Origin of the sequence: uncultured Dokdonia sp. (assembly GCF_947496725.1) — a bacterium.
GTDB lineage: Bacteria > Bacteroidota > Bacteroidia > Flavobacteriales > Flavobacteriaceae > Dokdonia.
This window is the reverse complement of sequence record NZ_CANMDS010000001.1, coordinates 827,082-850,193: the sequence shown is the minus strand read 5'-3', so window position 1 is coordinate 850,193 and position 23,112 is coordinate 827,082. Positions and strand designations below refer to the sequence as shown.

Sequence of the window (23,112 nt, the reverse complement as noted above, 5' to 3'; positions counted from 1 at the left end):
CGTGGGAGAGTAGGTCGCCGCCTTTTTAAGCTCCAATACAGAAATGTGTTGGAGCTTTTTTTATACAAGAAAGTCAAGGAAGTTACGCCAATATATAGATAAGTATTATCTAGAATTACACTATAGTTAAGCTATAATTGTCTATTATCTGAGTAATGTTGGAACGGCCTTATTATCTATTCCTTCTTTACGGTTATAAAATACAGATGTCTTTGTGTCTGAACGATAATGTTTACGTTCTGATTTAAGTACTTCTATGGTTAAAAAGTTAAACTCTTCAACCACATTACCAATTAATCTGTAGACTCCTTTACCTTCAAGTGGATACTTCTTTAGTGTAGGAGGGAAATGTACGGTGTCTAACCAGTTGCCTTTTCTATCTAAAAAAGTGCCAAAACACATATGTTTTCCATTTGTGGTTCTTGTAGTTTTTGCGGTTACTAAATAGCCAAAAATTTCAATTCTTTTATTTATGTATTGCTTTAAGTCTGCAGCTAAGAGTGTATTTGTAGTTGGTTTTTTTAGTAATATAAATGGATCATACAAGGAAAAGCTTAGGATCTCTAATTGATCCATTGCTTTTTCGAAATTGGGTATATAGAATTCTGGTAGCTTAAAGCTGTTAATAGATACTTTAAATAGCTCTTTTTGATTCTTTACCTTAGGTGCGGAGTTATTTTTATAGTGGGCTTCCCACAATAATTGTCGTTGATTTATATTTAATGATCTAAATGCTTCAATCCTGATTAACAGATCAAGTTGTTCTAAACTCATAGGTGCTCGGTCTATAAAATTATGAAGCGATGAGAATAGTCCATTATTTCTCTCGTTTATGATGGCGACGATATTTTTCTTTTCGAAGCTCTGTAAGTGCTGAAAGCCTAGATAGATATTATTACCCTTTATAATTGTTTTAATTTGACTTTTGTTTATACAAGGTGGGTGGATTATAGCTCCCTTTTTTTTGGCTTCTTGCAAATAGGTTTCAGTTCTATAAAAGCCTCCTCCATTATTTACTGTTGCAACCATATACTCTAATGGGAAATAACATTTGAGATATAAACTCTGGTATGACTCGACAGCGTATGAGGCTGAGTGCCCTTTCGCGAAAGCGTAACCAGCAAAACTCTCAATCTGTCGCCATACTTCATTTATTACTTCAATTTTTTCACCTCTTGCAAGACAATTTGCTTCAAACTTTTCTTTTACCATTAAAAATTCTTGTCTAGATCTATACTTACCACTCATACCTCTTCTTAATACATCTGCTTCTCCTAGATCTAAACCTGCGTAGTGGTGTGCAACTTTTATTACATCTTCTTGGTAAACCATCACGCCATAGGTGTCTGGCATAATATCTAGTAATACGGGGTGCCCTTTTTGCTTTGCGCGTTCTGGATCTTTATGGCGGAGGATGTACTCGCGCATCATACCACTCTTAGACACTCCGGGTCTTATAATAGAACTCGCTGCTACGAGAGTAAGGTAATTATCTACAGAGAGCTTACGTAGTAGCATACGCATTGCGGGTGACTCTACATAAAAGCAGCCTATACAGTCTGCATTTGAAATCATTTGATTGATTTTTTGGTCTGTAAAGAACTGTCGAGCGTTATGAATATCTGGTAGGGTGATTCCAGGATTGTTATCCTTAATAATTGCTATGGCATCTTTTATTTTACCGAGACCGCGCTGACCCAAAATATCAAATTTGTACAAGCCTACATCTTCTGCAATGTGCATATCAAATTGTACAGTGGGAAAACCTTTAGGAGGAAGGTTTGTTGCAGAGAAGTAATGCGTGGGATACTGTGAGATTAAAATTCCTGCTGCGTGAATACTTGTGTAATTAGGTTTACCGTGCAGTATTTGAGCGTACTTTATAATAGTTTTTTTTATGTTGTCTAGGTGACTACTGTTATAAAGTCCTTTACTTAATTTATCTATCTCAAATTTGGGCAGACCAAAGACTTTACCCAGCTCTCTAACAGCGCCACTATGCTTAAAGGTAACGTAAGAGCCTAGTAGTGCTACTTGTGATTTTGAGCCAAACTCTTCAAAAATATATCTCGTCACATCCTCACGATCCCAGGTAGAAAAGTCTATGTCAAAATCTGGTGGTGTGGCGCGATAGAGATTCATAAATCGCTCAAAATATAAATCTAGCTCAATGGGGTCTACATCTGTGATGCGCAATAGGTAAGCCACAATACTATTTGCCCCACTACCTCGACCTACATAAAAGTAGTCCCTACTGCGAGCATACTCAATAATTTTCCAGTTTATGAGAAAGAAGGCTACATACTTTTGCTGCCTTATAAGGGAAAGTTCTTTTACTAGTCTCCGTTTTACTGCATATGTAATATTATCGTTATATCGCTCTGGTAATCCTTTTTTACAAAGCGCTACAAGCTTGTTATAATCTTTCTCTTCACTACCTAAAAGCGTGATTAAATTTTGAGAGGGTTTTCCTTTTTTAAAATTAAAATATATGCTGCAACTTTTAAGTATATGCTCTGCATTAGATAGTAGGTGAGGGTATTGAGAGAACTGTAGTCGTAAATCTTTAGCTTCTATAAACGTATGCTCTGGATGCCCTTCCTCTTTTTTAGGCAGCATACTCAAAAGCATATTCTTATCTATAGCACGTAGTAATCTGTGTGTGTTAAAATCTCGCTTATGGCGAAAGCTTACCGTATGTAGCATTACAAGTTTATGGGTAAGCTTGCTAAGTGGTGAGAAACGAAGCTTGTTAAGGTTTTTGTGGGTAATACCTATATACTCATTATCACTAAAAGTTGTTTTTTCTAGTTCTAGAACATTTTCAAATGGATATACAGTGATCACGTCTTTAAAAGTGGGACTATGGTCTGGAAAGTTAGTTTTGTGATGAAGATGGTGAGATAGAAAGTTGTTAATTTCTAAAAAGCCATTATTGTTTTTTGCTAGGGTGATATAACACTGGTGGTTACCATTTCTAAAATCTACTCCCACTATAGGTTTAATTCCTTTTTCTTGTGCGTTTTTTATAAAGCTTAGACACCCAGAGGTGTTATTAATATCTGTGAGGGCAAAGTAAGCTAAACCTCGCTTTGCAGCAAGATCTATAAGCTCTACCTCTGAGATAGTGCCATAACGCAAGCTGTAGTATGAGTGATTATTAAGATACATTTTAAGTGGGGATTAAAAATTACTGGTGTCTGTGAGCGAGAAGAATAGGTGGTTGCCCACTAAAGGGGTTGCCTTGATTACCTATAGTTCTGGAGCCATCTCCTATAGTATTTGCACGTCTTACCGTGTGGTCTCCATATTTATCCCTCAGGGCATCCATAGCTTTGTAAAGATTTACCGTCTTGTTTGTGTTTTCAAAAAGGTCTATTTGGTAATGACCCTCTGTAAGTCCAGAAAATCGTACACCTACAAGACGTATGAGCATCCGTCTGTTATAGAGTTTATTAAAAAGCTCCATAGCTTTTGGGATTAAAATATGATCTGCAGCGGTATAGGGAATGCGTATTTGTTTTGAGTAGGTTTGAAAATCTGAGTACCTCACTTTTACAGTCACCACAGAGGTTAATTTATTACCGCGTCTAAGCTGGAAAGCAAGATTCTCTGCCATTGCACTTATGGTGGTATGTAGCTTTGTTACATCTGTAGTGTCTTGCCCATAGGTACGCTCACTAGATATAGACTTACGCTCGTGATATGCTATTATAGGGCTGTTATCTATACCGTTACATCGCTCCCATATAATACGTCCGTTTTTACCGAAAACGGCTGTCATCATTTCTACAGGCATTTGTTGCACAAGATCTACCGTGCGTACTCCTAGATTACAAAACTGAATAAAGGTTTTCTGACCTACAGAGGGAATCTTTTTTATAGATAAAGGAGCGAGAAATGTTTTTTCATAACCAGGGTCTACCTTAATCTCATTATTAGGTTTTGCCTCACCAGTTGCTACTTTTGAGACCGTTTTATTAGGAGACATTCCAAAAGATATGGGCAAGCCTGTTTCTCTCATCACACGCTGTCTCAACTCTTTTGAGTATTTGTAAGCGTTATGAAATCTATCCATACCCGTGAGATCTCCATAAAACTCATCTACACTTGCTTTTTCTAACACAGGGAGCTCTTCTTGTAAAATCTCTGTTACCTCCTTAGACATTTTTGAGTACGTGCCACCATTACCTCTTATGTAAATACCGTTAGGGCACAACTGCTTTGCAGCTTTTATAGGCATCGCGCTATGCACACCATAAGAGCGAGCCTCATAGCTTGCAGCACTTACCACACCACGATCACCTGTACCGCCTACTATTACAGGCTTACCCATAAGTCTACTATCTAGCCTGCGCTCACAAGACACAAAAAAAGTGTCTAGGTCAAAATGTATTATTGTGCGTTGCATAATTTAGAATTTATCCAAAATTATGGAAATATTCCTAATTTTAGTATTGAGAACAATTTTTAAGTTATCAACAGCCTTTAGATTTTTGACTTTTCTCTTAACACTATCTGTTTACACTTGTCTTTAATTTTTAGCTATCTTGAATACTCAAATTTTAATCTATTTTTTGATGAAAATCACGCGTCTTTTAGCTCTAAGTTTTTTAGTAATAAGTGCCCTTTCTTGTAAAGAAGAGGGTGGGGGTGATACCGCTTTCGCGAAAGCGGAAAACTCACAATTTGAAGTTCCTTTTGAGAAGTTTACTTTAGATAATGGTCTTACTGTTATACTTCATCAAGATACATCAGACCCTGTGGTGGCAGTTGCACTTACGGCACACGTAGGTTCTGCCAGAGAGATAGAAGGGCGTACGGGATTTGCTCATTTATTTGAACACTTATTATTTTTAGAATCTGAAAACTTAGGTAAAGGTGGGCTAGATGCTATGAGTGCTCGCATAGGTGGTTCTGGTGCAAATGGATCTACAAGTCGTGATCGTACAAACTACTTTCAGACAGTACCAAAAGATGCTTTAGAAAAAATGATTTGGGCAGAGGCAGATAAGCTTGGGTACTTCATAAATACGGTGACAGATCCAGTACTGGCAAAAGAAAAGCAAGTAGTAAAAAATGAAAAAAGACAGTCTGTAGATAATAGACCTTATGGTCACGCTCGCTACGTGGTAGGGAAAAATTTATACCCAGAAAGTCACCCTTATAATTGGCAAGTAATAGGCTCGCTAGAAGACCTGCAGAATGCTACGTTACAAGATGTAAAAGATTTTTATAATCGCTGGTATACTCCTAATAATACAACGCTCACTATTGCTGGAGATTTTGATATCGCTCAGACTAAGGAGTGGGTAGAAAAGTATTTTGGAGAAATCCCTAGAGGTGAAGAAATCCCAACTATGGAGAAGCAACCTGTACAGGTTGAGACAACAAAGCGATTATATTATGAAGATAATTTTGCTCGCCTACCACAACTTACAATGACCTGGCCTACGGTGCCAAATTATGATAAAGACTCTTATGCACTAGACGTACTATCTGCATATCTAGCAGATGGTAAAAATGCTCCTTTTAATAAAATTCTTATAGACAACAAGCAGCTTACTGCTGGAGTACAAATGTATAATTATGGGTCTGAGCTTGCTGGTGAGTTTGCGTTAAGTGTAAATGCATATCCAGGTAAAGATCTAGATGATGTACTTGTGGGAGTTAATGAAGCTTTTACAAAATTTGAACTAGAGGGAATCTCACAAAAAGATCTTGATCGTATTAAAGCTGGTCAAGAAACTCAGTTTTATAATGGTCTGTCTAGTGTGCTAGGTAAAGGATTTCAGCTAGCGCAGTATGAAATTTTTGCTGGTGACCCTGGTTATATTTCAGAAGATGTAAAACGTATACTCGCAGTAACAAAAGAAGATGTACAACGCGTGTATGATACCTACATAAAAGGTAAAAACTATATTGCTACTAGTTTTGTGCCTAAAGGACAAACAGCTCTTGTGCTAGAAGATTCTCAACTTGCACAAGTAGTAGAAGAAAAAATAGTAGAGGGCGCAGAGGAGTCTTTTGACGCTAGTATAGCAGCAGAGTATGAGCGTACGCCGTCGTCTTTTGATAGATCTAAGGAGCCACCATATGGTGACGCGCCACAAATAAATGCTCCTACTGTGTGGGAAGAAACGCTCTCTTCTGGACTTGAAGTGTATGGTATAGAAAATAGCGAGGTGCCGCTAGTACAATTTCAAATGAATATACGTGGTGGTTTACTGCTTGAGGATATCAAAAAAGTAGGAGTTTCAAACTTACTTGCAGATTTACTTATGAAAGGTACTGCGACAAAAACAACTGCCCAACTAGAAAATGAAATAGAAAGTCTAGGTGCAAGTATTTATACCTATGCAGATAAAGAAAATGTATACATAGGAGGTAATACCCTTGCCAAAAATTATGACAAAACCATAGCGCTTGTACAAGAGATTTTACTTGAGCCTAGGTGGGATGAGACAGAGTTTGACCTTTTAAAACAAAGTACCCTGAGCCGTCTTGAGCAACAACAGGCAAACCCAAATAGTATAGCTGCTATTGAGTTTGATAAGTTAATCTATGGAGAAAACAGCTTACTTGCACAAAACACGCTAGGTACACCAGCCTCTGTAAAGTCTATAACCCTAGAAGATCTTAAAGCGTTTTATACAAATAATCTTTCTCCTAGTGTAGCAAAGCTACAAGTAGTAGGAGCCATAGATGAGCGTGTTGCTACAAGTGCTCTAGCAGGACTTAATGATAACTGGAAGTCTAAAGAAGTGGTGATACCTACACCAGTAGTTCCTCAGGCTCCAGAGCAGTCTAATGTATACTTTTATGATGTGCCAGATGCAAAGCAATCTGTACTGAGATTTGGGTATCCAGCAATGGCAGAGACAAATCCAAATTTTTATCCAGCTCAAATGATGAACTACCGTCTAGGTGGTGGAGGCTTTGCCTCACAGCTCACTCAAGAGCTTAGAGAAGGAAAAGGTTATACTTATGGTATTAGATCTCGTTTTTCTGGTTCTACATTGCCAGGTGCTTTCTCAATCTCAAGTGGTGTTCGATCTAATGTAACCTATGAGTCTACAGCGCTCGTAAAGGATATCTTAAAAAACTACGGAAAGAATTTTACAGAAGATGATCTAGATGTATCTAAAAGTTTCTTGCTTAAAAGCCAGGCGCGTGCTTTTGAAACTATAGGAGCAAAACTTAATATGCTAGATGATATAGCAAACCTAGGCATCTCTCCAGATTATGTAAAAGAGCGCCAGTCTATAGTTGAAAATATGACAGTAGCCGAAATTAAAAAACTATCTGCGCAGTACCTTAATCCAGATAAAATGATTTACCTCGTAGTAGGAGATAAGAAAACACAAATGGATAAACTCGAGCAACTAGGTTATGGCACACCTATATTGCTCAATGAGAAAAAACAAACGGTAAAGGATTAAAAATCTATATATTTTAAAAACAAAAGCGGATTCTTTAATTAGGGTTCGCTTTTTTTTACGCTTTCGCGAAAGCGTACTACTATCCCTTTCTTTTTATCCACACATTCCAGAGCATTCCAAGTACCAGTAAAGTCATACCAAGCACCGGAAGACCGGCATACGTCTCTCCAAAAAGGAAGTAGCCAAAGATTAAAGCATACACAAGCTCCATATATTTTATAGGAGCCACAGTTGCCGTGTCTGCCAGTTGGAAAGAGCGAGTGAGAAAGATTTGTCCAAAAAGTCCAAAAACACCTATGCCACACACATACCACCACTCTACACCCACGGGCATACGCCAGTGTTGTATAAAAAATAAACTCCCTACTATAGAAAAGACCATAAAGTAATTAATAATAGTAAGATAGTGCTCGCGAGAGCCTAGATAGCGCACTATAGTAAACACACCACCTACTAGAATAGAAGAAATAATAACCAGAACAAAACTTAGTGTATCTATTCTAAAATCAACCCCTTTGAGGATAAATGCACCTACCACAGAGAGTGTAAGCGCTGCCCATTGCCAGGTTTTAACTTTCTCTTTAAGAAATAGTAATGCAAATATGGCGCTAAAAATAGGTGCTGTATAACGCAGTGCTACGGCAGATCCTAGCGGTATGCGTTGTATAACCACAAAGTATAAGGCAAGCGAAGCAAAGCTTAAAAAACCTCTTGCACTTAGCCATAGTTTATTACTTCCCAGTATAGGTACCTTCTTAATAATCATATATGGAAATATGAAAATAAATGTCCCTACACATCTAAAAAAGACAACCTGCAAAGGATGAAAATCTTCAAGATATTTTGCCAGTAAATTCATCCACGAAAAAGCGAATGCGGCAATAAGCATATAAATTACTCCTCTTAGCAAGTCTTAAATTTTGGCGCAAAGGTATCTGATATTAAGTTTAAAATTGTGAATTATATAAGTTTATTGTAACTACCCATTAACACAGCCCGAGACACTTAAGCCGTAATTTTATACTCTAACCAATAAACAATCATTATTATGAAAAAAGTATTTATAATTTTAGCACTAGTAGGTTTTACATTCTCAACAGTATCTTGTAGAGAGACAACTCAAGATAAAATAGAAAACTCTGCAGATGCAGTAGGAGAAGACATCGAAAACGGTCTTGAAGAAGCTGGTGACGCAATAGAAAATGCTGGACAAGAAATTGAAGAGGAAATAGAAGGAACAGATGATTATAATGGCGATGATGACAATAACTAGTCTCATCTAGCATATAAAAAAAGCGAGCAGTGATGCTCGCTTTTTTTATATATTAAAGTTACGCTTTCGCGAAAGCGGAATAACCTACCACTCATTTACTCGATTACCATCTAGCTTTACAAAGATGAATAATAGTATCGTAAAGCCCCAAAGCCCAGAACCTCCATAACTAAAGAAGGGTAGTGGTATCCCCACAGTAGGAAGTAAACCTACCACCATACCTATATTTACTACAAAGTGTATAAATAATATACCCGCAACACTATATCCATATATACGAGAGAAGTCATTTTTTTGTTTTTCTGAAAGTTGAATTATCCTTAAGATAAGGAGGATAAAAAGCCCGATAACTAGTGTACTCCCCAAGAAGCCCCACTCTTCACCTACGGTAGAAAATATGTAGTCTGTGTGTTGCTCTGGTACAAACTTTCCTTTAGTCTGCGTGCCTTCTAAAAAACCACGGCCAAACCAGCCTCCGTTTCCTATAGCAATCTCACTTTGTTGTGTGTTATACCCTATACTTTTTGCATCTACTTCTTTACCTAGTACGATGTTAAAACGATCTCTATGTCGTTGCTCAAAGATGTTTTCAAAAATGTAGTTTACAGAAAAAGCAAAGAGGCAGGCCACAAAGGTAATGCCTATATAAAGACGTTTTGACGGACGTCGTTTTCTATTTCTATAAAACAGAAAAGCAGCAATAAGTATTACGGCAAGTGCTACATATAAAGGTCCTATTAATAAGGTGAGGACAAATAGGGTTATGGATGATGCCCCAAGTATAAGATAACTCGCTGCAAGGCCTTCTCTGTACAAAGGGAATATAAACGCCGCATACACAAGTGCACTACCAGGGTCTGGTTGCGGGATAATTATCAAAGCTGGAAGCGCTATAATTGCTAGTGCTCTTACTTGATCACGTATGGTTTTTATATTAGTTTGTATATCACTTAGGTATTTTGCAAGGGCTAGTGCGGTTGCGGCTTTTGCAAACTCACTAGGTTGTAAACTCATAAAACCAAGGTTGTACCAACTGGTCGCCCCAGAAATAGTTTTTCCAAAAATAAATAGAAGTAATAATGAGAGCAGGGAGGCGATATAAATAACACTTGAGAATCGCTCAAAAAACTTAGCCTCTAGAAAGAGTATAAATGAGATGATAAAAAAGCCTAGAAGTATCCAGAGTAACTGCTTGCTATGCAGGTTATCCATACTAAAAAAGCTGTCTGCCGTAGCATCATAAGACGCCGAGTAGATGTTTATCCAGCCTATACTTATTAAAGCGAGATAAAGCACAATGAGCACCCAGTCAAAACTGCCTACGTTACGAGAAAATTTACCCATTAATAATTAATTCTAAACGGTTCTCCACTTAATGGTTTTGCATATTCTTCTTCTAGAGAGTGGGTGAGTATCCAGTTTTCTAAGTCTTTGCGAGTCACTTCTCTATTAATGTATTTTTCAATCATAAGTGATGCGATACGTCCTCCGTACCTAAAGCCCCAATATCCATTTTCTACAAAAATAGCGATGGCTATTTTGGGGTTTTCTCTAGGAGCAAATGCTACAAACGTAGAGTGGTCTGTAAGTTGTACCTTTTCTCCATCTATGCGAGCAAAATTTTCTGCAGTCCCTGTTTTACCAGATATTTCTATCCCTGGTACTTTTAAACTAGCAGCTGTTCCGTAATTATAAACATCATTAAGACCTTGTATAATGGGCTCATAATGCTCTGGCTCTATAGTAGTGTATTTTTTTGTAGCAAAGTCTTGTGGGATAGTATCTGTACCTTCAATTTTTTTGAGAATATGAGGTTTGTAATACCAGCCTCTATTTGCTATAGTAGCTGTAAAGTGTGCCATTTGTACAGGTGTCATAAGTACCTCACCTTGACCAATAGAGTTTGATAGTGTTGCTGCTGCACCCCATCTTCTTTTAGGGTAATTATAGGTTCTATTATACATCTTTGCAGTAGGTATGAGCCCACGTTTACCTATAGGCAAATCATAACCCATAAAATCCCCTAGTCCAAAACTTTTGAGGTGGTTTTCCCAGACTGTTATACCTTCTTGTGGTGTGTTGTATTTATTTATACTGTTAAGATATGCTGTACCAAAATACGCATTGCACGAGTATGCAATACCATCTATCATACTCACAGGGCTACGGTGATGGTGGCATCCAAAGTTTCTGTTTCTACCATAACGCATACCGCCGTGGCAATATACCTTTTCGTCTATATCCATAGCATCTTCTTGAAGAGCTATAAGTCCAGTGAGTGCTTTAAAAGGAGATCCAGGAGCATATTCTCCTAAAAGTGCTCTGTCATAAAGTGGCTTTGCGATAGAGTCTTGATCTAGTAATGAATAATTTTTAGAACGTTCACGTCCTACCATAAGTGCAGGGTCATAGTTAGGCGCAGTGATAAGGGCAAGTATTTCACCTGTGGCTGGCTCAATAGCGACTATCCCACCTCGCTTACCTTTCATAAGTTCTTGACCATACTTTTGTAGCTCTGCGTCTATAGTGAGGTGTATGTTTTTTCCCTCTACAGGCTCTTTGTCAAGTGCGCCTTCTTTGTAAGGGCCTATTACTCGATTAAAACGGTCTTTCTGTAGGTACTTAATACCTTTCTCTCCTCGTAAAATATCTTCATACTGCTGCTCAACTCCTTGCCTACCTATAAGATCACCTCCGGTGTAATAGGGGTTTTTATCTATAATGCCTTGATGAACTTCTTGTATGTAGCCTAAAAAGTTTGCTCCAAAATCTACTTGATAATCTCTAAGCGATCTCTTTTGTATAAAGAAGCCTTCATACTTACGCATTTGCTCACCTAAGTAAGCAAATTCACCTTGAGACATTGTAGGTACAATTACAGAGGGGTGTCTAGGAGAATATTTACGTGCTTTGTCTAACTGCTTTACAAGCTTTTCTTTTGTGATATTAAGCAGCTTACAAAGCTGTAAGGTGTCAAAAGGTTTTACCTCACGTGGTATCGCCATAAGATCGTAAGAAGGCTGGTTAGATACTAATAACTTGCCATTACGGTCATAAATACGACCTCGTTGTGGGATTTCATACTGCTTCTTTATAGCATTACTCTCAGACAATACGGCTGCAGAAGTATCATAAACTTGCAGGTAAAAGAGTCTGGATACAAATAGAATACCAGTCGTTAATACAATAAAAAGTAATAAGGCTTTTCTCATTCAATACGTCGGCTGAAAAGGATGTTAAATACAATACAAAGTATGATTGTAAAGATACTAGTGACTAACGTTTTGTTTAAGGTGTAGAGTATGTTACTTATGTTAAAAACCTCAAGTAAAAATAAAACAAGATGATGCGTAAAAACCAATATGGATATATAGACAAAACGGCCGTATAAACTCACCTTAGATAGTTTAATCGCATTGTATTCATAACTCACCCCAAAAGCAAATCGTAATGTGAGAGGTCTTAAATATGCAAGAAATAAACAAGCCGCAGCGTGTATACCACCACTGTTACCAAACATATCCATAGTGAGACCTGTTAAAAATGCTATAAATATGTATAGAGACCTATTTGCAGTAAACGGGAATACTAAAAGAAACAACACATATGGATACGGATTAATGTAACCTAAAAAGTTTATGTGATTAAACAAGTAGATTTGCACAAACATAAGCGCTACAAAGCGCACAATATTTTTGAGAACATTATTCTTCATAGTTCTCGTTTTCTAATTGCTCAATCTCTACTCTTGCCTTGTTTTCTATAACATATACGTGACCTAGGCTGGTCATATCATTCATAAGCCTTACAGATAGTGTGTAAAAGTTTTTACTACTATCTAGCGTGTAATCTTGTACCACACCTACAGGTATCCCTTTCGGGAAAATTGCCGATTTTCCACTCGTCTCAATCGTATCTCCTTTTGTAACAGGTGCCTGTTGTTGCATATCTATTACTTGAACGACATTAGGACTTTTACCGTCCCATTGTAGTGTCCCAAAATGTTCAGAGCCTTTTAATTTTACTTGTGTAGTAAAGTTGGAATTAAGTATAGACAGAACTGTACTATAACTTGATGATGTATTATCTATTATGCCTACAATACCTTGGCTCGTAATCACACCTTGATCTTTTTTGATATTACTAGCCCCCCCTCCTTTTAAGGTGATAAAGTTGTCAGTCTTTGCGTAGTTGTTATTTATAACTTTAGCTGGGTTGTAAGCATATTGCACTGTGCTATCTGCCGGGATAGGAGAATTTGCTGCTGTAAGGGGTTCTATAGATTCATCACCAGTTTTTGTGGCGCTCACTATAGTTCTTAAACGTGCATTTTCTTCTAATAACTGCTGGTTGTAGGTTTTGAGATTAAAATAATCTTGCACACTACTTACAGAGCCATATATTCCTCCCGTAAACCAGTTTGCAGAGTTTACAAACTTGCTACGATGATACGAGTGTGACTGTATGGTAAATACAAGAGACAGCATTAGTAAAAAAGCAAACAGCAGGAAATTTTTATTCCTGATCAAAAAATTGATAATCTGTTGCATACCTTAAGAGATTTCTATTTTATGAGAACGCTCTTATACTTAGCTAGATTTTTCAAGCATATACCGGTACCTCTTACCACAGCTCTAAGTGGATCTTCTGCAATATAAACTGGAAGGTCTGTTTTTTGAGAAAGACGCTTGTCAAGACCACGTAACATAGACCCACCACCCGCTAGGTAAATACCCGTATTATAAATATCTGCAGCGAGTTCTGGAGGTGTTTGTGATAATGTTTCCATTACAGCATCTTCTATACGAAGTATAGATTTATCTAATGCCTTTGCAATCTCTCTAAAGCTTATTTGTACCTGCTTAGGCTTACCAGTTAGTAAGTCACGACCCTGTACACTCATTTCTTCTGGCGGCACTTCAAGATCTTCGGTAGCGGCACCTATTTGTATTTTTATTTTTTCGGCACTGCGCTCTCCTACATAAAGGTTGTGCTGGGTGCGCATATAGTAGATAATATCGTTTGTAAATACATCACCTGCAATTTTTACAGACTTATCACATACAATACCTCCTAGTGCAATTACGGCAATCTCTGTCGTACCCCCACCTATATCTACAATCATATTACCCTTAGGTTGCATAATATCTACACCTATACCTATAGCGGCTGCCATAGGCTCGTGTATAAGATATACTTCCTTACCATTTACACGTTCTGCACTTTCCTTTACTGCTCGCATCTCTACCTCTGTAATTCCAGAAGGTATACAGATTACCATACGCAATGCAGGTGGAAATAATTTCTTTTTAAGTGCTGGTATTTCTTTGATAAACATTGCAATCATCTGCTCACTGGCATCAAAATCTGCAATTACTCCATCCTTAAGAGGGCGTATGGTTTTGATGTTTTCGTGAGTTTTACCTTGCATTTGAGCAGCTTCTTTACCTACGGCAATTATCTTTTTTGTCGTGCGGTCTCGAGCAACTATAGATGGACTATCTACTACTACTTTATCATTGTGTATAATCAACGTGTTGGCAGTACCAAGGTCAATTGCTATATTCTCAGTTAAAAAATCAAAAAATCCCATAGGGTAATCAAAGCGTTATGCGTTAGTTTTTAAGCGTGCTGCTTAAAAGTACAAATATTAGGGTTAACATCACGCTTTCGCGAAAGCGTAATACTAACCCTTTTTGTTATTAATGTTTAAAGTGACGTGTTCCCGTCATTACCATAGATACGTTGTTTTCGTTACAATAGTCTACGGTAAGTTGATCTTTTATTGATCCACCTGGTTGTATCACGGCAGTAATGCCTGCTTTATCTGCAATTTCTACACAATCTGGGAAAGGGAAAAATGCATCACTAGCCATCACAGACCCCTGAAGGTCAAAGCCAAAGGATGTTGCTTTTTCAATAGCTTGTCTTAATGCATCTACACGTGATGTTTGCCCAGTACCGCTTGCACAAAGTTGTTTATTTTTTGCAAGTACGATAGTGTTAGACTTAGTGTGTTTACAAATTTTTGATGCAAACAGTAAGTCTTCTAGTTCCTTTTCTGTAGGCTGCGTGTTTGTAGCATTAGTAAGATCTGCAGTAGTGTCTGTTTTATGATCACGTTCTTGTAAAAGTGTCCCGTTAAGACAAGTACGTACTGTCATCTCTGGTAGTACAATATTTTTTAAAGTAAGAAGGATGCGGTTTTTCTTTCCTTTAAGAATTTCTAAAGCTTCTGGTGTAAATGATGGAGCAATTACTACTTCACAAAATAATTTATGAATCTCTTGAGCGGTAAGCTCATCTATCTCACCGTTTGCAATAAGTACGCCTCCAAAAGCAGATGTAGGGTCACCAGCAAGTGCATCTACATAAGCTTGGTGCATAGTGTCACGTTGTGCAAAGCCACAAGCGTTATTATGTTTTAGTACGGCAAAGGTAGGTGCCTCTCCCTGAAATTCTGAAATAAGATTTACGGCCGCATCTACATCAAGAAGGTTGTTATATGAAAGCTCTTTACCGTGTAGCTTGTCAAAAACTTCGTCAAAATCTCCAAAGAAGAATCCCTTTTGGTGTGGGTTTTCTCCGTAACGTAAGGTCTTACCATTATTTGCACTTAGTTTAAGTGATGGTATCTCGTGATCTGCATTAAAGTAATTAAAGATAGCAGTGTCATAGTGAGATGATACAGCAAAGCTTTTGGCAGCAAAGCGTTTTCTCTCTGCCATTGTTGTGCTACCATTACCGTTTGTGATAATATCTAATACCTCTGCATAGTCTTCCATAGAAGATACACAAAGTGTGTCTTTAAAGTTTTTTGCAGCGGCGCGTATAAGTGAGATACCGCCTATATCTATTTTTTCTATAATGTCTTGCTCTGGTGCTCCAGATGCAACTGTTTTTTCAAAAGGGTATAAATCAACAATAACTAGGTCAAGTTGTGGGATTTCATACTCTGCCATTTCTTTTACATCACCATCGTGATCCTGACGGTTAAGAATCCCTCCAAAAACCTTAGGGTGTAATGTTTTAACACGACCACCTAGTATAGATGGGTAAGAAGTCACATCTTCTACCGGTACCACAGGGATACCTAAATCTTTAATAAATTTTTCAGTCCCTCCTGTAGAATAAAGGGTTACTCCGTACTCGTGAAGTTTCTGAACGATAGGGGCAAGGCCGTCTTTGTGAAATACTGAAATAAGGGCTGCGCCTATTTTTTTTGTTGTGCTCATTGTGAGATTATTGATAGATTTTGTGTCCTCCCTCGCATATGGGATTTTGAAGTGTCAAAAATAGCAATTTCAACACTTTTTGTTAACGCTTTCTATTAACAAAATGGAACTACTTTGTAACAATTTATCTCGAGTGACGTCTTACTCGTATCTTTAGATAAAATCAATCAATGTTTACATATTTTAGAGCCTTAGGGGAGAGTTTTAGATTTGCTGTAAATGCCTTGCGCAATAATAAGACCCGTACCTTTCTTTCATTAATGGGTGTAACGGTAGGAATCTTTTCTATTATAGGGGTGCTAGCCGCTGTAGATTCACTTGAGAAAGATATAAAGGGAAGCCTGTCTTCTCTAGATTCTAACTCAATGATAATTTGTCACATTTCTTTTGGTCCTAGTGAGGTGCCACGCTGGAAAAGGGAACGCTTCCCACTTGTGACTTATGATGATTACCAAAACTTACAACGTAATCTTCCCGGTCTAGGTGCCATAAACTACTCGATGAACGTGGCTGCTCAAAAAGTAAGCTACGAAGGCACGGTTATAGAAAGTGTTAGAATAGATAATGCTACAGAAGGATTATATGATATTGAGAGGTTAGAGTTTGAGGATGGTCGTTTTTTTAATGAGCGAGAGTCTGTTAATGGTGCACCTGTTGCTGTGATAGGGTCTATATTGAGAGATAATCTTTTTGGTGTAGGAGTAAACCCAGTAGGTAAGCAAGTAAAAACATTAAGTAGAAAGTTTACGATTATAGGTGTGCTTAAGAAAGAGGGTATAAACGCCTTTGGAGATTCTAAAGACGAAAAATTAGTAGTGCCCGTAAATATCATACGTAGAATATATGGAGATAATAATAGATCTACATTTCCTACCATTACAATTATCCCAGAGGAGGGAGGTGACCCAGATGAACTTTATGCACTAACCGAACAAAAAATGAGGCAAGGTCGATCTATAAAATCTGGAGATGATAGCAACTTTTTTATCAATAGATTGAGCGGCTTTGCAGATGCGATAGACGGTATAATAAGCATACTTACATTTGTAGGGTGGGGTATAGGTGGTTTTTCACTTCTAGTGGGAGGTTTTGGTATCGCAAATATTATGTTTGTGAGTGTGAAAGAACGTACCAATCTTATAGGTATACAAAAAGCACTAGGAGCAAAGCGTAGGTTTATATTATTTCAATTTCTTTTTGAGTCTATCTTACTTTCTATTTTTGGGGGGCTAATAGGTTTAATAATGGTACAGGTAGTCGTCTGGTTGCTAGATGTTTCAAAAATAGCTGGTGATTTTGAGTTTGTGCTTTCTTTTGATAATATCTTCTTAGGTCTGTTTACGACTTTTGTTATTGGGATTATAGCTGGTATTGTACCCGCTATAGGAGCTTCAAAATTAGATCCTGTAGAGGCTATTAGAACAGGGATGTAGTATTATGTATATAAAATAATAAACCCCTTACTAATTAGATTAGTAAGGGGTTTATTGTTTTAAAGTTATAACGGTCTTATAGAAGAGCAGCAACTTTCTCGTTTACAAACTCTAGAAAATCTTCGTCTGCTTTTGTAAAAGGATCTACTTTATTTGAATCTATATCTATCTGGCCTATATTTTTTCCATCTTTAAAAAGTGGGATTACTATCTCACTCTTAACAGTGATGGAGCAGGCTATATAATTATCTTGCGCCTTAACATCTGGAACTACAAAGTTTTCATTAGACTCTGCTACTTGACCGCAAATTCCTTTCCCGAAAGGGATAACTGTATGGTCTGTAGGCTCTCCAGCAAAAGCCTCAAGGTGCAACGTGCGTGCCTCGTGATTTGCCATATAAAAACCTACCCAGTCATAGTAGTCTATATGTTCTTGTAACAGCTCACAAATTGCTGTCATTTTACCCTTTGCACTGCCTTCATTATTTGAGGCAATGCTGCTTACTTGTATTTTTAAATCTTCAAAAGCCATTTTTCTTGTATTTTAGACGTTAAAAACATCCCTTGCTCAAATTAGTCCGCAAATATAAGCCCGTCCTCCGATTTTTAGCCATATTTATAGGAAGTTATTTGGTTTTCGTGTCGCTTTACCAACTATTTTTAACCTATGGAGCTAGTAGTCGCTATTTTCCCGATTATATTACACATAACGTTGCAAAACAAAGTCAGGCATTAATTACTGCTTTTGGGTATGATATGAAGGTAGAACCTAGCACTTGGGAGCCAGCAATGAATCTCACTATGAACTGTAAAACCCTCGCTCGCGTAGTAGAAGGTTGTAATGCCGTAAGTGTGATGCTGCTTTTTGTGTCGTTTATGCTTGCATTTTTTGGAGATGTAAAAAGAACACTACTTTTCATTTTTGGAGGTGTCGTACTTCTTTATGGTATGAATGTCTTGCGCATTGCCTTACTTACAATAGGTATTTATGAATATCCAGCATATGCAGATGTACTACACGGCACTATCTTTCCGGCGGTTATTTATGGTACCGTATTCTTGCTGTGGTTAGGCTGGATAAACTCGTATAAAAAACCTGTAAAAGATGCATAAGGTATTCTATATGTTGCTAGCTGTGCTATGCCTGTTTGGGTTGCTTTTAATACGCTTTCGCGAAAGCGTACTCTTCTACGATCCTCTCATAGATTATTTTCACGGAGATTATCAAAACACGGCACTGCCTACTTTTGCAAAAGGCAAGTTAATGATGCATATATTATTTAGATACTTATTAAATATGCTGTTGTCGCTGGGCTTGCTATGGGCTGTCTTTAGAGATAAGGGTATTATTAAGTTTACGGTCGTATTTTATGCAGTTGTTTTTATTGTGCTCAGTATCGTTTACTATATTTTATTACATCACCATACACCCTCTGAGTATATGGGGCTTTTTTATGTGCGCCGTTTTTTAATCCAGCCATTACTTGTTTTCTTATTATTGCCGGCATTTTTTTATTACCGCAAGGTAAATAAGTGAGTACGTTGTATTTTTGCAGGGTTAAAACCCTAGCAAATGAAAAATGTATTTTTTGTAGCCATCGCAATCGCGTTATTTTCTTGTAAGCAAAATCAAGAGGCAGAAGTAAAAACAGCACCGTCGCAACATAGTGATACTGCAGTAATAACCTCTACTGGAGATCTTAATGTGACAGAAGAGTTTGTTGAGGTGACTTTTAAAACAGAAGAGGCTACGCAAGTACATCGTGCTTACTTAAATCTTAAAGGGGCTTTTGTAAATACAGATGCAGAAGATGCAGCATCTGTCGCAAAAGATTTTAGCCAGATGCTTACTGTAGTACCTAGTGCAGAGACTTTTTCTGCTTTAAAATCTAATCTAGATCAAATCGCTACATCTACTAATGTAGATAAGCAACGTGAAGTTTTTGAGGATGTGTCAAAAAGCGTTGAGGTGTACCTTTCTGGTCAACTTGCAACTGGATCACTCATAAAGCAATATTGCCCTATGGCCTTTGAAGGTAAAGGTGCTTACTGGTTATCAGATTCTAAAGAAATACGCAATCCTTACTACGGTGATAAAATGCTTAAGTGCGGCGTAGTAGATAAGGAGATACAATAAGAACTTATTTAATAAATTTCTTATCAATAACAGACCTACCTGTTGAAAGCAATTTACACACTTATACTCTTTTCTATTTTTGCACTACGTCCAGTTATGAACGTAGGCAATGTACTATACTATGAGCTTAATATAGATTATATAGTAGAGACGTATTGTGTAAATAAAGATAAACCCAAGTTACAGTGTAACGGTAAATGTTATTTATCTAAGCAGCTATCACTAGATACTTCAGATAGTAGTAGTGAGAATCTGAGTATACGTATTGTAGAAGCATTTTACCCCTTATACTTTCAGTCAGAACAGTCATTTACTATCACCTCCTTAGTAAGAAGTTACACTCAGAATTCTTACCCGCTAATAGAGGGTAAAGTAGCCTCATATCAATCTGATATAGATTGGCCTCCTCAACTATCAGTATAGTTATTTACGAGAATGGTACTTATATGTACTGTTCAAAACCTTAAGCATTCTCTATAAAGGGATATGCTCATTTTACTATACAATAATTTACACATAATAATGAAAAATTTTATAATGGCTTTGCTAGCTATAGCAATGACCACAGTATTAAGCGCACAAGAAACTCAAACTCAAAACCCTTGGTCAAGTAATCGTCCAGATGGTCACGCACCTATCTCTGTAATGGGAGATCATACACATAAAAAAGGTGAGTTTATGATTTCTTATAGATATATGAATATGCAAATGAACGACCTCAAAAGAGGGAGTGATGATGTAAGTTTTGAGAGTGTATTACTTCCTAATGGTGGGGAGTATATGGTAACTCCTACAGATATGCCTATGAATATGCATATGCTAGGAGGTATGTATGCTGTATCAAATAAAGTAACACTAGCTGCAATGCTAGGATATACATCTATGGATATGGAGCACCTTACTGCAATGGGAGGAAATTTTGAAACTTCATCTAGTGGCATCTCAGATCTTAAAATCTCTGCCCTAGTTACACTTTTTAATAAGAACAGACAGCAGCTACACGCAAAGGTGGGTGTCTCGCTGCCTACGGGTAGTATAGATGAGATGGACGTAACGCCTGCCTCTATGGGTAATGAAGTTATATTGCCTTACCCTATGCAGTTAGGTAGTGGTACACTAGATGCATTACTAGGTGCGACTTATATCTGGCAGTCAGACTCTTTTTCTGGAGGTAACCAGCTAGATGCTGTTGTGCGCACGGGTACTAATGATCGCGACTACCGTTTAGGTAATAGCTATGCTCTAAATAACTGGGTGGCATACAAGGCAACAGATTGGATTAGTTTTTCTGCAAGAGTAAAAGGAACTGTCGTTTCAGAAATAGATGGTGCAAATCCAGATTTAAATCCGCTTATGGTAATCACTGCAGATACTAGAAACTCTGGTGGTACTTACATAGATGGTGGTCTAGGCTTTAACCTTTATGCAAATAAAGGAACACTCAAAAATGTACGTTTTGGGTTTGAGTTTGCAACACCACTTTTACAAGACGTAAATGGTGTACAACTTAAACGCAAGGAGACAATTACTGCCGGCTTGCAGTATGCTTTCTAGTAGATTTAATATAGATTTAAGAGCCCCTCGTGCATCACGAGGGGCTTTTTTGTATCTTTGTAATAAGATATGAAAGCAATTTTCCAAAATATAATGTCTGTCCTTCTAGCGGTATTAGTGCTAGGGTCTACGATGTCGTTTACGGTGTCAAAGCATTATTGTGGCGAGCATCTTGTAGATGTAAGCATTTTTGGAGATGCACAAGCTTGTGAGATGCAAGCAGCACTTACTCACAAATATGGTGACGACCATTCTAAAAAAATGGAATGCTGTTCAGATCAAGAAACTGTGCTTGACGCACAAGATGAGCTCAAACATCACTTCGAAGATTTCTCGCTAGAGAATCTTGAGTTTATTGAGGCTTACACGCACACTTACTTATTACTATTTGATACAGATGTAAAAAAAGTAGTAATAACAGACAGGTACTTGCCACCACTTATAACGCAAGATTACCAAGAGCTCTTTGAGCAATACCTAATTTGATTTATTAAAAGTCTCCGCACTGGCGGATGGTCTTTTGCGTATCAATATCTTGATACGCAATTATTTAACGCGTTTTAAATTGAATAAAACGTTTATTTAATTAATTTAACCTCAGTCTTTTAGAGGAAAATCAAATACTAATGAAAAAAATAATTTTCACTACATTATTGAGTTTAGTGCTTGTAAAAGTTCTTGCTCAAGGCCCACCTATAACGGCAGATAAGCCCATAATGTTAGGTGGTAATAGCTTCACTACTAAGACCCTTGCAGAGATAAGAAATAATGACAGAGGCACCGCAGTATATGTACCTGTTATGTTGCATTACTTACCTACGTCTAACTCATTAATAGCACTTCATTTACCATATTTAAGTTATGATCTAGATGATGTGGGTTCTGGCAGCACGCTAGCAGATATAAAAGTACAGGGTAAATACCAGTTTTTTAGAAAGGACGGTACAGGTAGAACCTGGCGTATGGTTGCCAAAACTATTCAAACCTTACCCACCGGTAAGGAGCTAGACTTATTAGAGCTCAGCACTGGAGAATATCAAGGCTATTATGGCATAGTTTCTGGACTAGAAACCTTAAAGTATGGAATCTCAACAGAGATAGGCTATAACTGGGCTCCAGATGGTAATCAAGATGAGTTTAGAGCAAAATTTGGTGTAGGGCTACCATTGCTTAAACCGCAATACCCAAACAAGCAAGTCAACCTTTATTTTGAGTACACGAGCTCGTGGCTTACAGATCGAGATTGGTATCAATTACTGTATGCTCAGGGTATACAGTATGCGCTTAAAACGGTCACTTTTGACCTAGCAGTTCAGTTACCACTCATAAAAGATATTCCAGAAAATAGAGCATTAAACTACAGTGTCTTTTTAGGCACTAGATATACATTTTAAAAAGAAAATACAGATGAAAATAAAAGCAATAATATTACTCGTAGCGGTTGTGATGGTTTCCGCTTTCGCGAAAGCGCAAAAAACAATGGACACCTTTGAGGTACAAGTAGACGGTCTAGGTTGCCCATTTTGTGCATACGGACTAGAGAAAAAATTCAAAGAATTTAAAGGAATAAAGAAAGTAGCTATCGATATTGAGACAGGAGACTTCTCTTTTCAATACCCATCAGAAAAGAATCTTACAATGCAGGCTGTGGTAAAGCAAGTAGAAAAAGCAGGGTATACACCCATCACTTCAAAAATCACAAGAGCAGATGGTACTATCGAGGCAAATGAAGCAAATACGACAGAGCTCTCTGCAGAGAGTGTAGTAGTGACCCAGCAAGTGCTTGTGGCTGGCAAGTGTGGTATGTGTGAGGCACGTATTATAAATGCTGCAGGTAGCATACCTGGAGTAACTGCCGCTGCCTGGAAGCAAAATCAACAAATGATGAAGGTAACTTACGACAAGAGCCAGGTTACACTAGATGGTATACAGTCTGAAATTGCAAGAATAGGCCACGACACAAAAGCTCATAAAGCTACAGATGAGGCTTATGCAGATTTACCTGGATGTTGTAAATATGAACGATTAGATCAATAGT

Annotated in this window: 21 protein-coding genes; 11 read left to right on the top strand and 10 right to left on the bottom strand. The window is 37.6% G+C overall.

What is annotated here, in order from left to right:
* Positions 1–144: 144 nt before the first annotated feature.
* Together dnaE and dinB are read right to left on the bottom strand one after the other, a co-directional pair.
* Positions 145–3,171 (bottom strand): DNA polymerase III subunit alpha, encoded by a 3,027-nt coding sequence (gene dnaE / locus Q0948_RS03910; protein ID WP_298347539.1) that lies wholly within the window; start codon positions 3,169–3,171, stop codon positions 145–147.
* Positions 3,172–3,190: 19 nt separating this feature from the next.
* Positions 3,191–4,411 carry a DNA polymerase IV gene (gene dinB / locus Q0948_RS03905; protein WP_298347542.1) on the bottom strand — a complete coding sequence of 407 codons (1,221 nt, stop codon included), beginning with the start codon at positions 4,409–4,411 and terminating at the stop codon, positions 3,191–3,193.
* Positions 4,412–4,580: 169 nt separating this feature from the next.
* Between dinB and Q0948_RS03900 the strand changes: the two genes are divergently transcribed.
* Positions 4,581–7,442 carry a pitrilysin family protein gene (locus tag Q0948_RS03900; protein ID WP_298347544.1) on the top strand — a complete coding sequence of 954 codons (2,862 nt, stop codon included), beginning with the start codon at positions 4,581–4,583 and terminating at the stop codon, positions 7,440–7,442.
* Positions 7,443–7,521: 79 nt separating this feature from the next.
* On the opposite strand, the gene Q0948_RS03895 is transcribed toward Q0948_RS03900, so the two are convergent.
* Entirely contained in the window at positions 7,522–8,352 is an 831-nt protein-coding gene (locus tag Q0948_RS03895) for a DMT family transporter (protein WP_298347546.1), read from the bottom strand.
* 138 nt (positions 8,353–8,490) lie between these two features.
* Here Q0948_RS03895 and Q0948_RS03890 point away from each other — a divergent pair, with 138 nt between their 5' ends.
* Complete coding sequence (locus Q0948_RS03890; RefSeq protein WP_298347548.1) at positions 8,491–8,715, top strand: hypothetical protein; 225 nt, start codon at positions 8,491–8,493, stop codon at positions 8,713–8,715.
* Positions 8,716–8,799: 84 nt separating this feature from the next.
* On the opposite strand, the gene rodA is transcribed toward Q0948_RS03890, so the two are convergent.
* From rodA to purH, 6 genes are all read right to left on the bottom strand, one after another.
* Positions 8,800–10,059, bottom strand: coding sequence for a rod shape-determining protein RodA (rodA, locus tag Q0948_RS03885; protein ID WP_298347550.1), 1,260 nt, complete (start codon positions 10,057–10,059; stop codon positions 8,800–8,802).
* On the bottom strand, positions 10,059–11,927 hold the full coding sequence (gene mrdA, locus Q0948_RS03880; protein ID WP_298347552.1) for a penicillin-binding protein 2: 1,869 nt from the start codon (positions 11,925–11,927) through the stop codon (positions 10,059–10,061). Before mrdA ends, rodA begins: the two co-directional genes overlap by 1 nt.
* A complete protein-coding gene (locus tag Q0948_RS03875) occupies positions 11,924–12,430 on the bottom strand; it encodes a hypothetical protein (protein ID WP_035325432.1) in 507 nt (168 codons plus the stop codon). Before Q0948_RS03875 ends, mrdA begins: the two co-directional genes overlap by 4 nt.
* Positions 12,420–13,265, bottom strand: coding sequence for a rod shape-determining protein MreC (mreC, locus tag Q0948_RS03870; protein WP_298347556.1), 846 nt, complete (start codon positions 13,263–13,265; stop codon positions 12,420–12,422). Before mreC ends, Q0948_RS03875 begins: the two co-directional genes overlap by 11 nt.
* A gap of 14 nt (positions 13,266–13,279) precedes the next feature.
* The gene (locus Q0948_RS03865) at positions 13,280–14,308 is read right to left on the bottom strand and encodes a rod shape-determining protein (RefSeq protein ID WP_021778220.1); all 1,029 of its coding nucleotides are present in this window, start codon (positions 14,306–14,308) and stop codon (positions 13,280–13,282) included.
* A gap of 109 nt (positions 14,309–14,417) precedes the next feature.
* Positions 14,418–15,950 carry a bifunctional phosphoribosylaminoimidazolecarboxamide formyltransferase/IMP cyclohydrolase gene (purH, locus tag Q0948_RS03860; protein ID WP_298347560.1) on the bottom strand — a complete coding sequence of 511 codons (1,533 nt, stop codon included), beginning with the start codon at positions 15,948–15,950 and terminating at the stop codon, positions 14,418–14,420.
* A 170-nt stretch (positions 15,951–16,120) separates the two neighbouring features.
* Here purH and Q0948_RS03855 point away from each other — a divergent pair, with 170 nt between their 5' ends.
* Positions 16,121–17,383: an ABC transporter permease gene (locus Q0948_RS03855; RefSeq protein ID WP_298347562.1), complete on the top strand. Its 1,263-nt coding sequence runs from the start codon at positions 16,121–16,123 to the stop codon at positions 17,381–17,383.
* 76 nt (positions 17,384–17,459) lie between these two features.
* Here the strand turns inward: Q0948_RS03855 and Q0948_RS03850 are convergent, their stop codons facing one another.
* Positions 17,460–17,915, bottom strand: coding sequence for a GAF domain-containing protein (locus Q0948_RS03850; RefSeq protein ID WP_298347564.1), 456 nt, complete (start codon positions 17,913–17,915; stop codon positions 17,460–17,462).
* Between the two features lie 32 nt (positions 17,916–17,947).
* Between Q0948_RS03850 and xrtF the strand changes: the two genes are divergently transcribed.
* The 8 genes from xrtF (at position 17,948) to Q0948_RS03810 (ending at position 23,111) form a co-directional block, all read left to right on the top strand.
* Positions 17,948–18,496, top strand: coding sequence for an exosortase family protein XrtF (gene xrtF / locus Q0948_RS03845; RefSeq protein ID WP_298347566.1), 549 nt, complete (start codon positions 17,948–17,950; stop codon positions 18,494–18,496).
* On the top strand, positions 18,489–18,920 hold the full coding sequence (locus Q0948_RS03840) for an exosortase F system-associated protein (protein WP_298347568.1): 432 nt from the start codon (positions 18,489–18,491) through the stop codon (positions 18,918–18,920). The genes xrtF and Q0948_RS03840 overlap by 8 nt, the downstream gene beginning before the upstream one ends.
* 36 nt (positions 18,921–18,956) lie before the next feature.
* Positions 18,957–19,520, top strand: a complete 564-nt coding sequence (locus Q0948_RS03835; RefSeq protein WP_298347570.1) for a DUF3347 domain-containing protein — start codon at positions 18,957–18,959, stop codon at positions 19,518–19,520.
* 42 nt (positions 19,521–19,562) lie between these two features.
* The gene (locus tag Q0948_RS03830; RefSeq protein WP_298347571.1) at positions 19,563–19,943 is read left to right on the top strand and encodes a hypothetical protein; all 381 of its coding nucleotides are present in this window, start codon (positions 19,563–19,565) and stop codon (positions 19,941–19,943) included.
* A gap of 99 nt (positions 19,944–20,042) precedes the next feature.
* Entirely contained in the window at positions 20,043–21,074 is a 1,032-nt protein-coding gene (locus Q0948_RS03825) for a transporter (protein WP_298347573.1), read from the top strand.
* A gap of 69 nt (positions 21,075–21,143) precedes the next feature.
* Positions 21,144–21,560 carry a hypothetical protein gene (locus Q0948_RS03820; protein ID WP_298347575.1) on the top strand — a complete coding sequence of 139 codons (417 nt, stop codon included), beginning with the start codon at positions 21,144–21,146 and terminating at the stop codon, positions 21,558–21,560.
* A 140-nt stretch (positions 21,561–21,700) separates the two neighbouring features.
* Complete coding sequence (locus tag Q0948_RS03815; RefSeq protein WP_298347578.1) at positions 21,701–22,468, top strand: hypothetical protein; 768 nt, start codon at positions 21,701–21,703, stop codon at positions 22,466–22,468.
* Positions 22,469–22,481: 13 nt separating this feature from the next.
* A complete protein-coding gene (locus Q0948_RS03810) occupies positions 22,482–23,111 on the top strand; it encodes a heavy-metal-associated domain-containing protein (protein ID WP_298347580.1) in 630 nt (209 codons plus the stop codon).
* The last annotated feature ends 1 nt before the right edge of the window (position 23,112 follow it).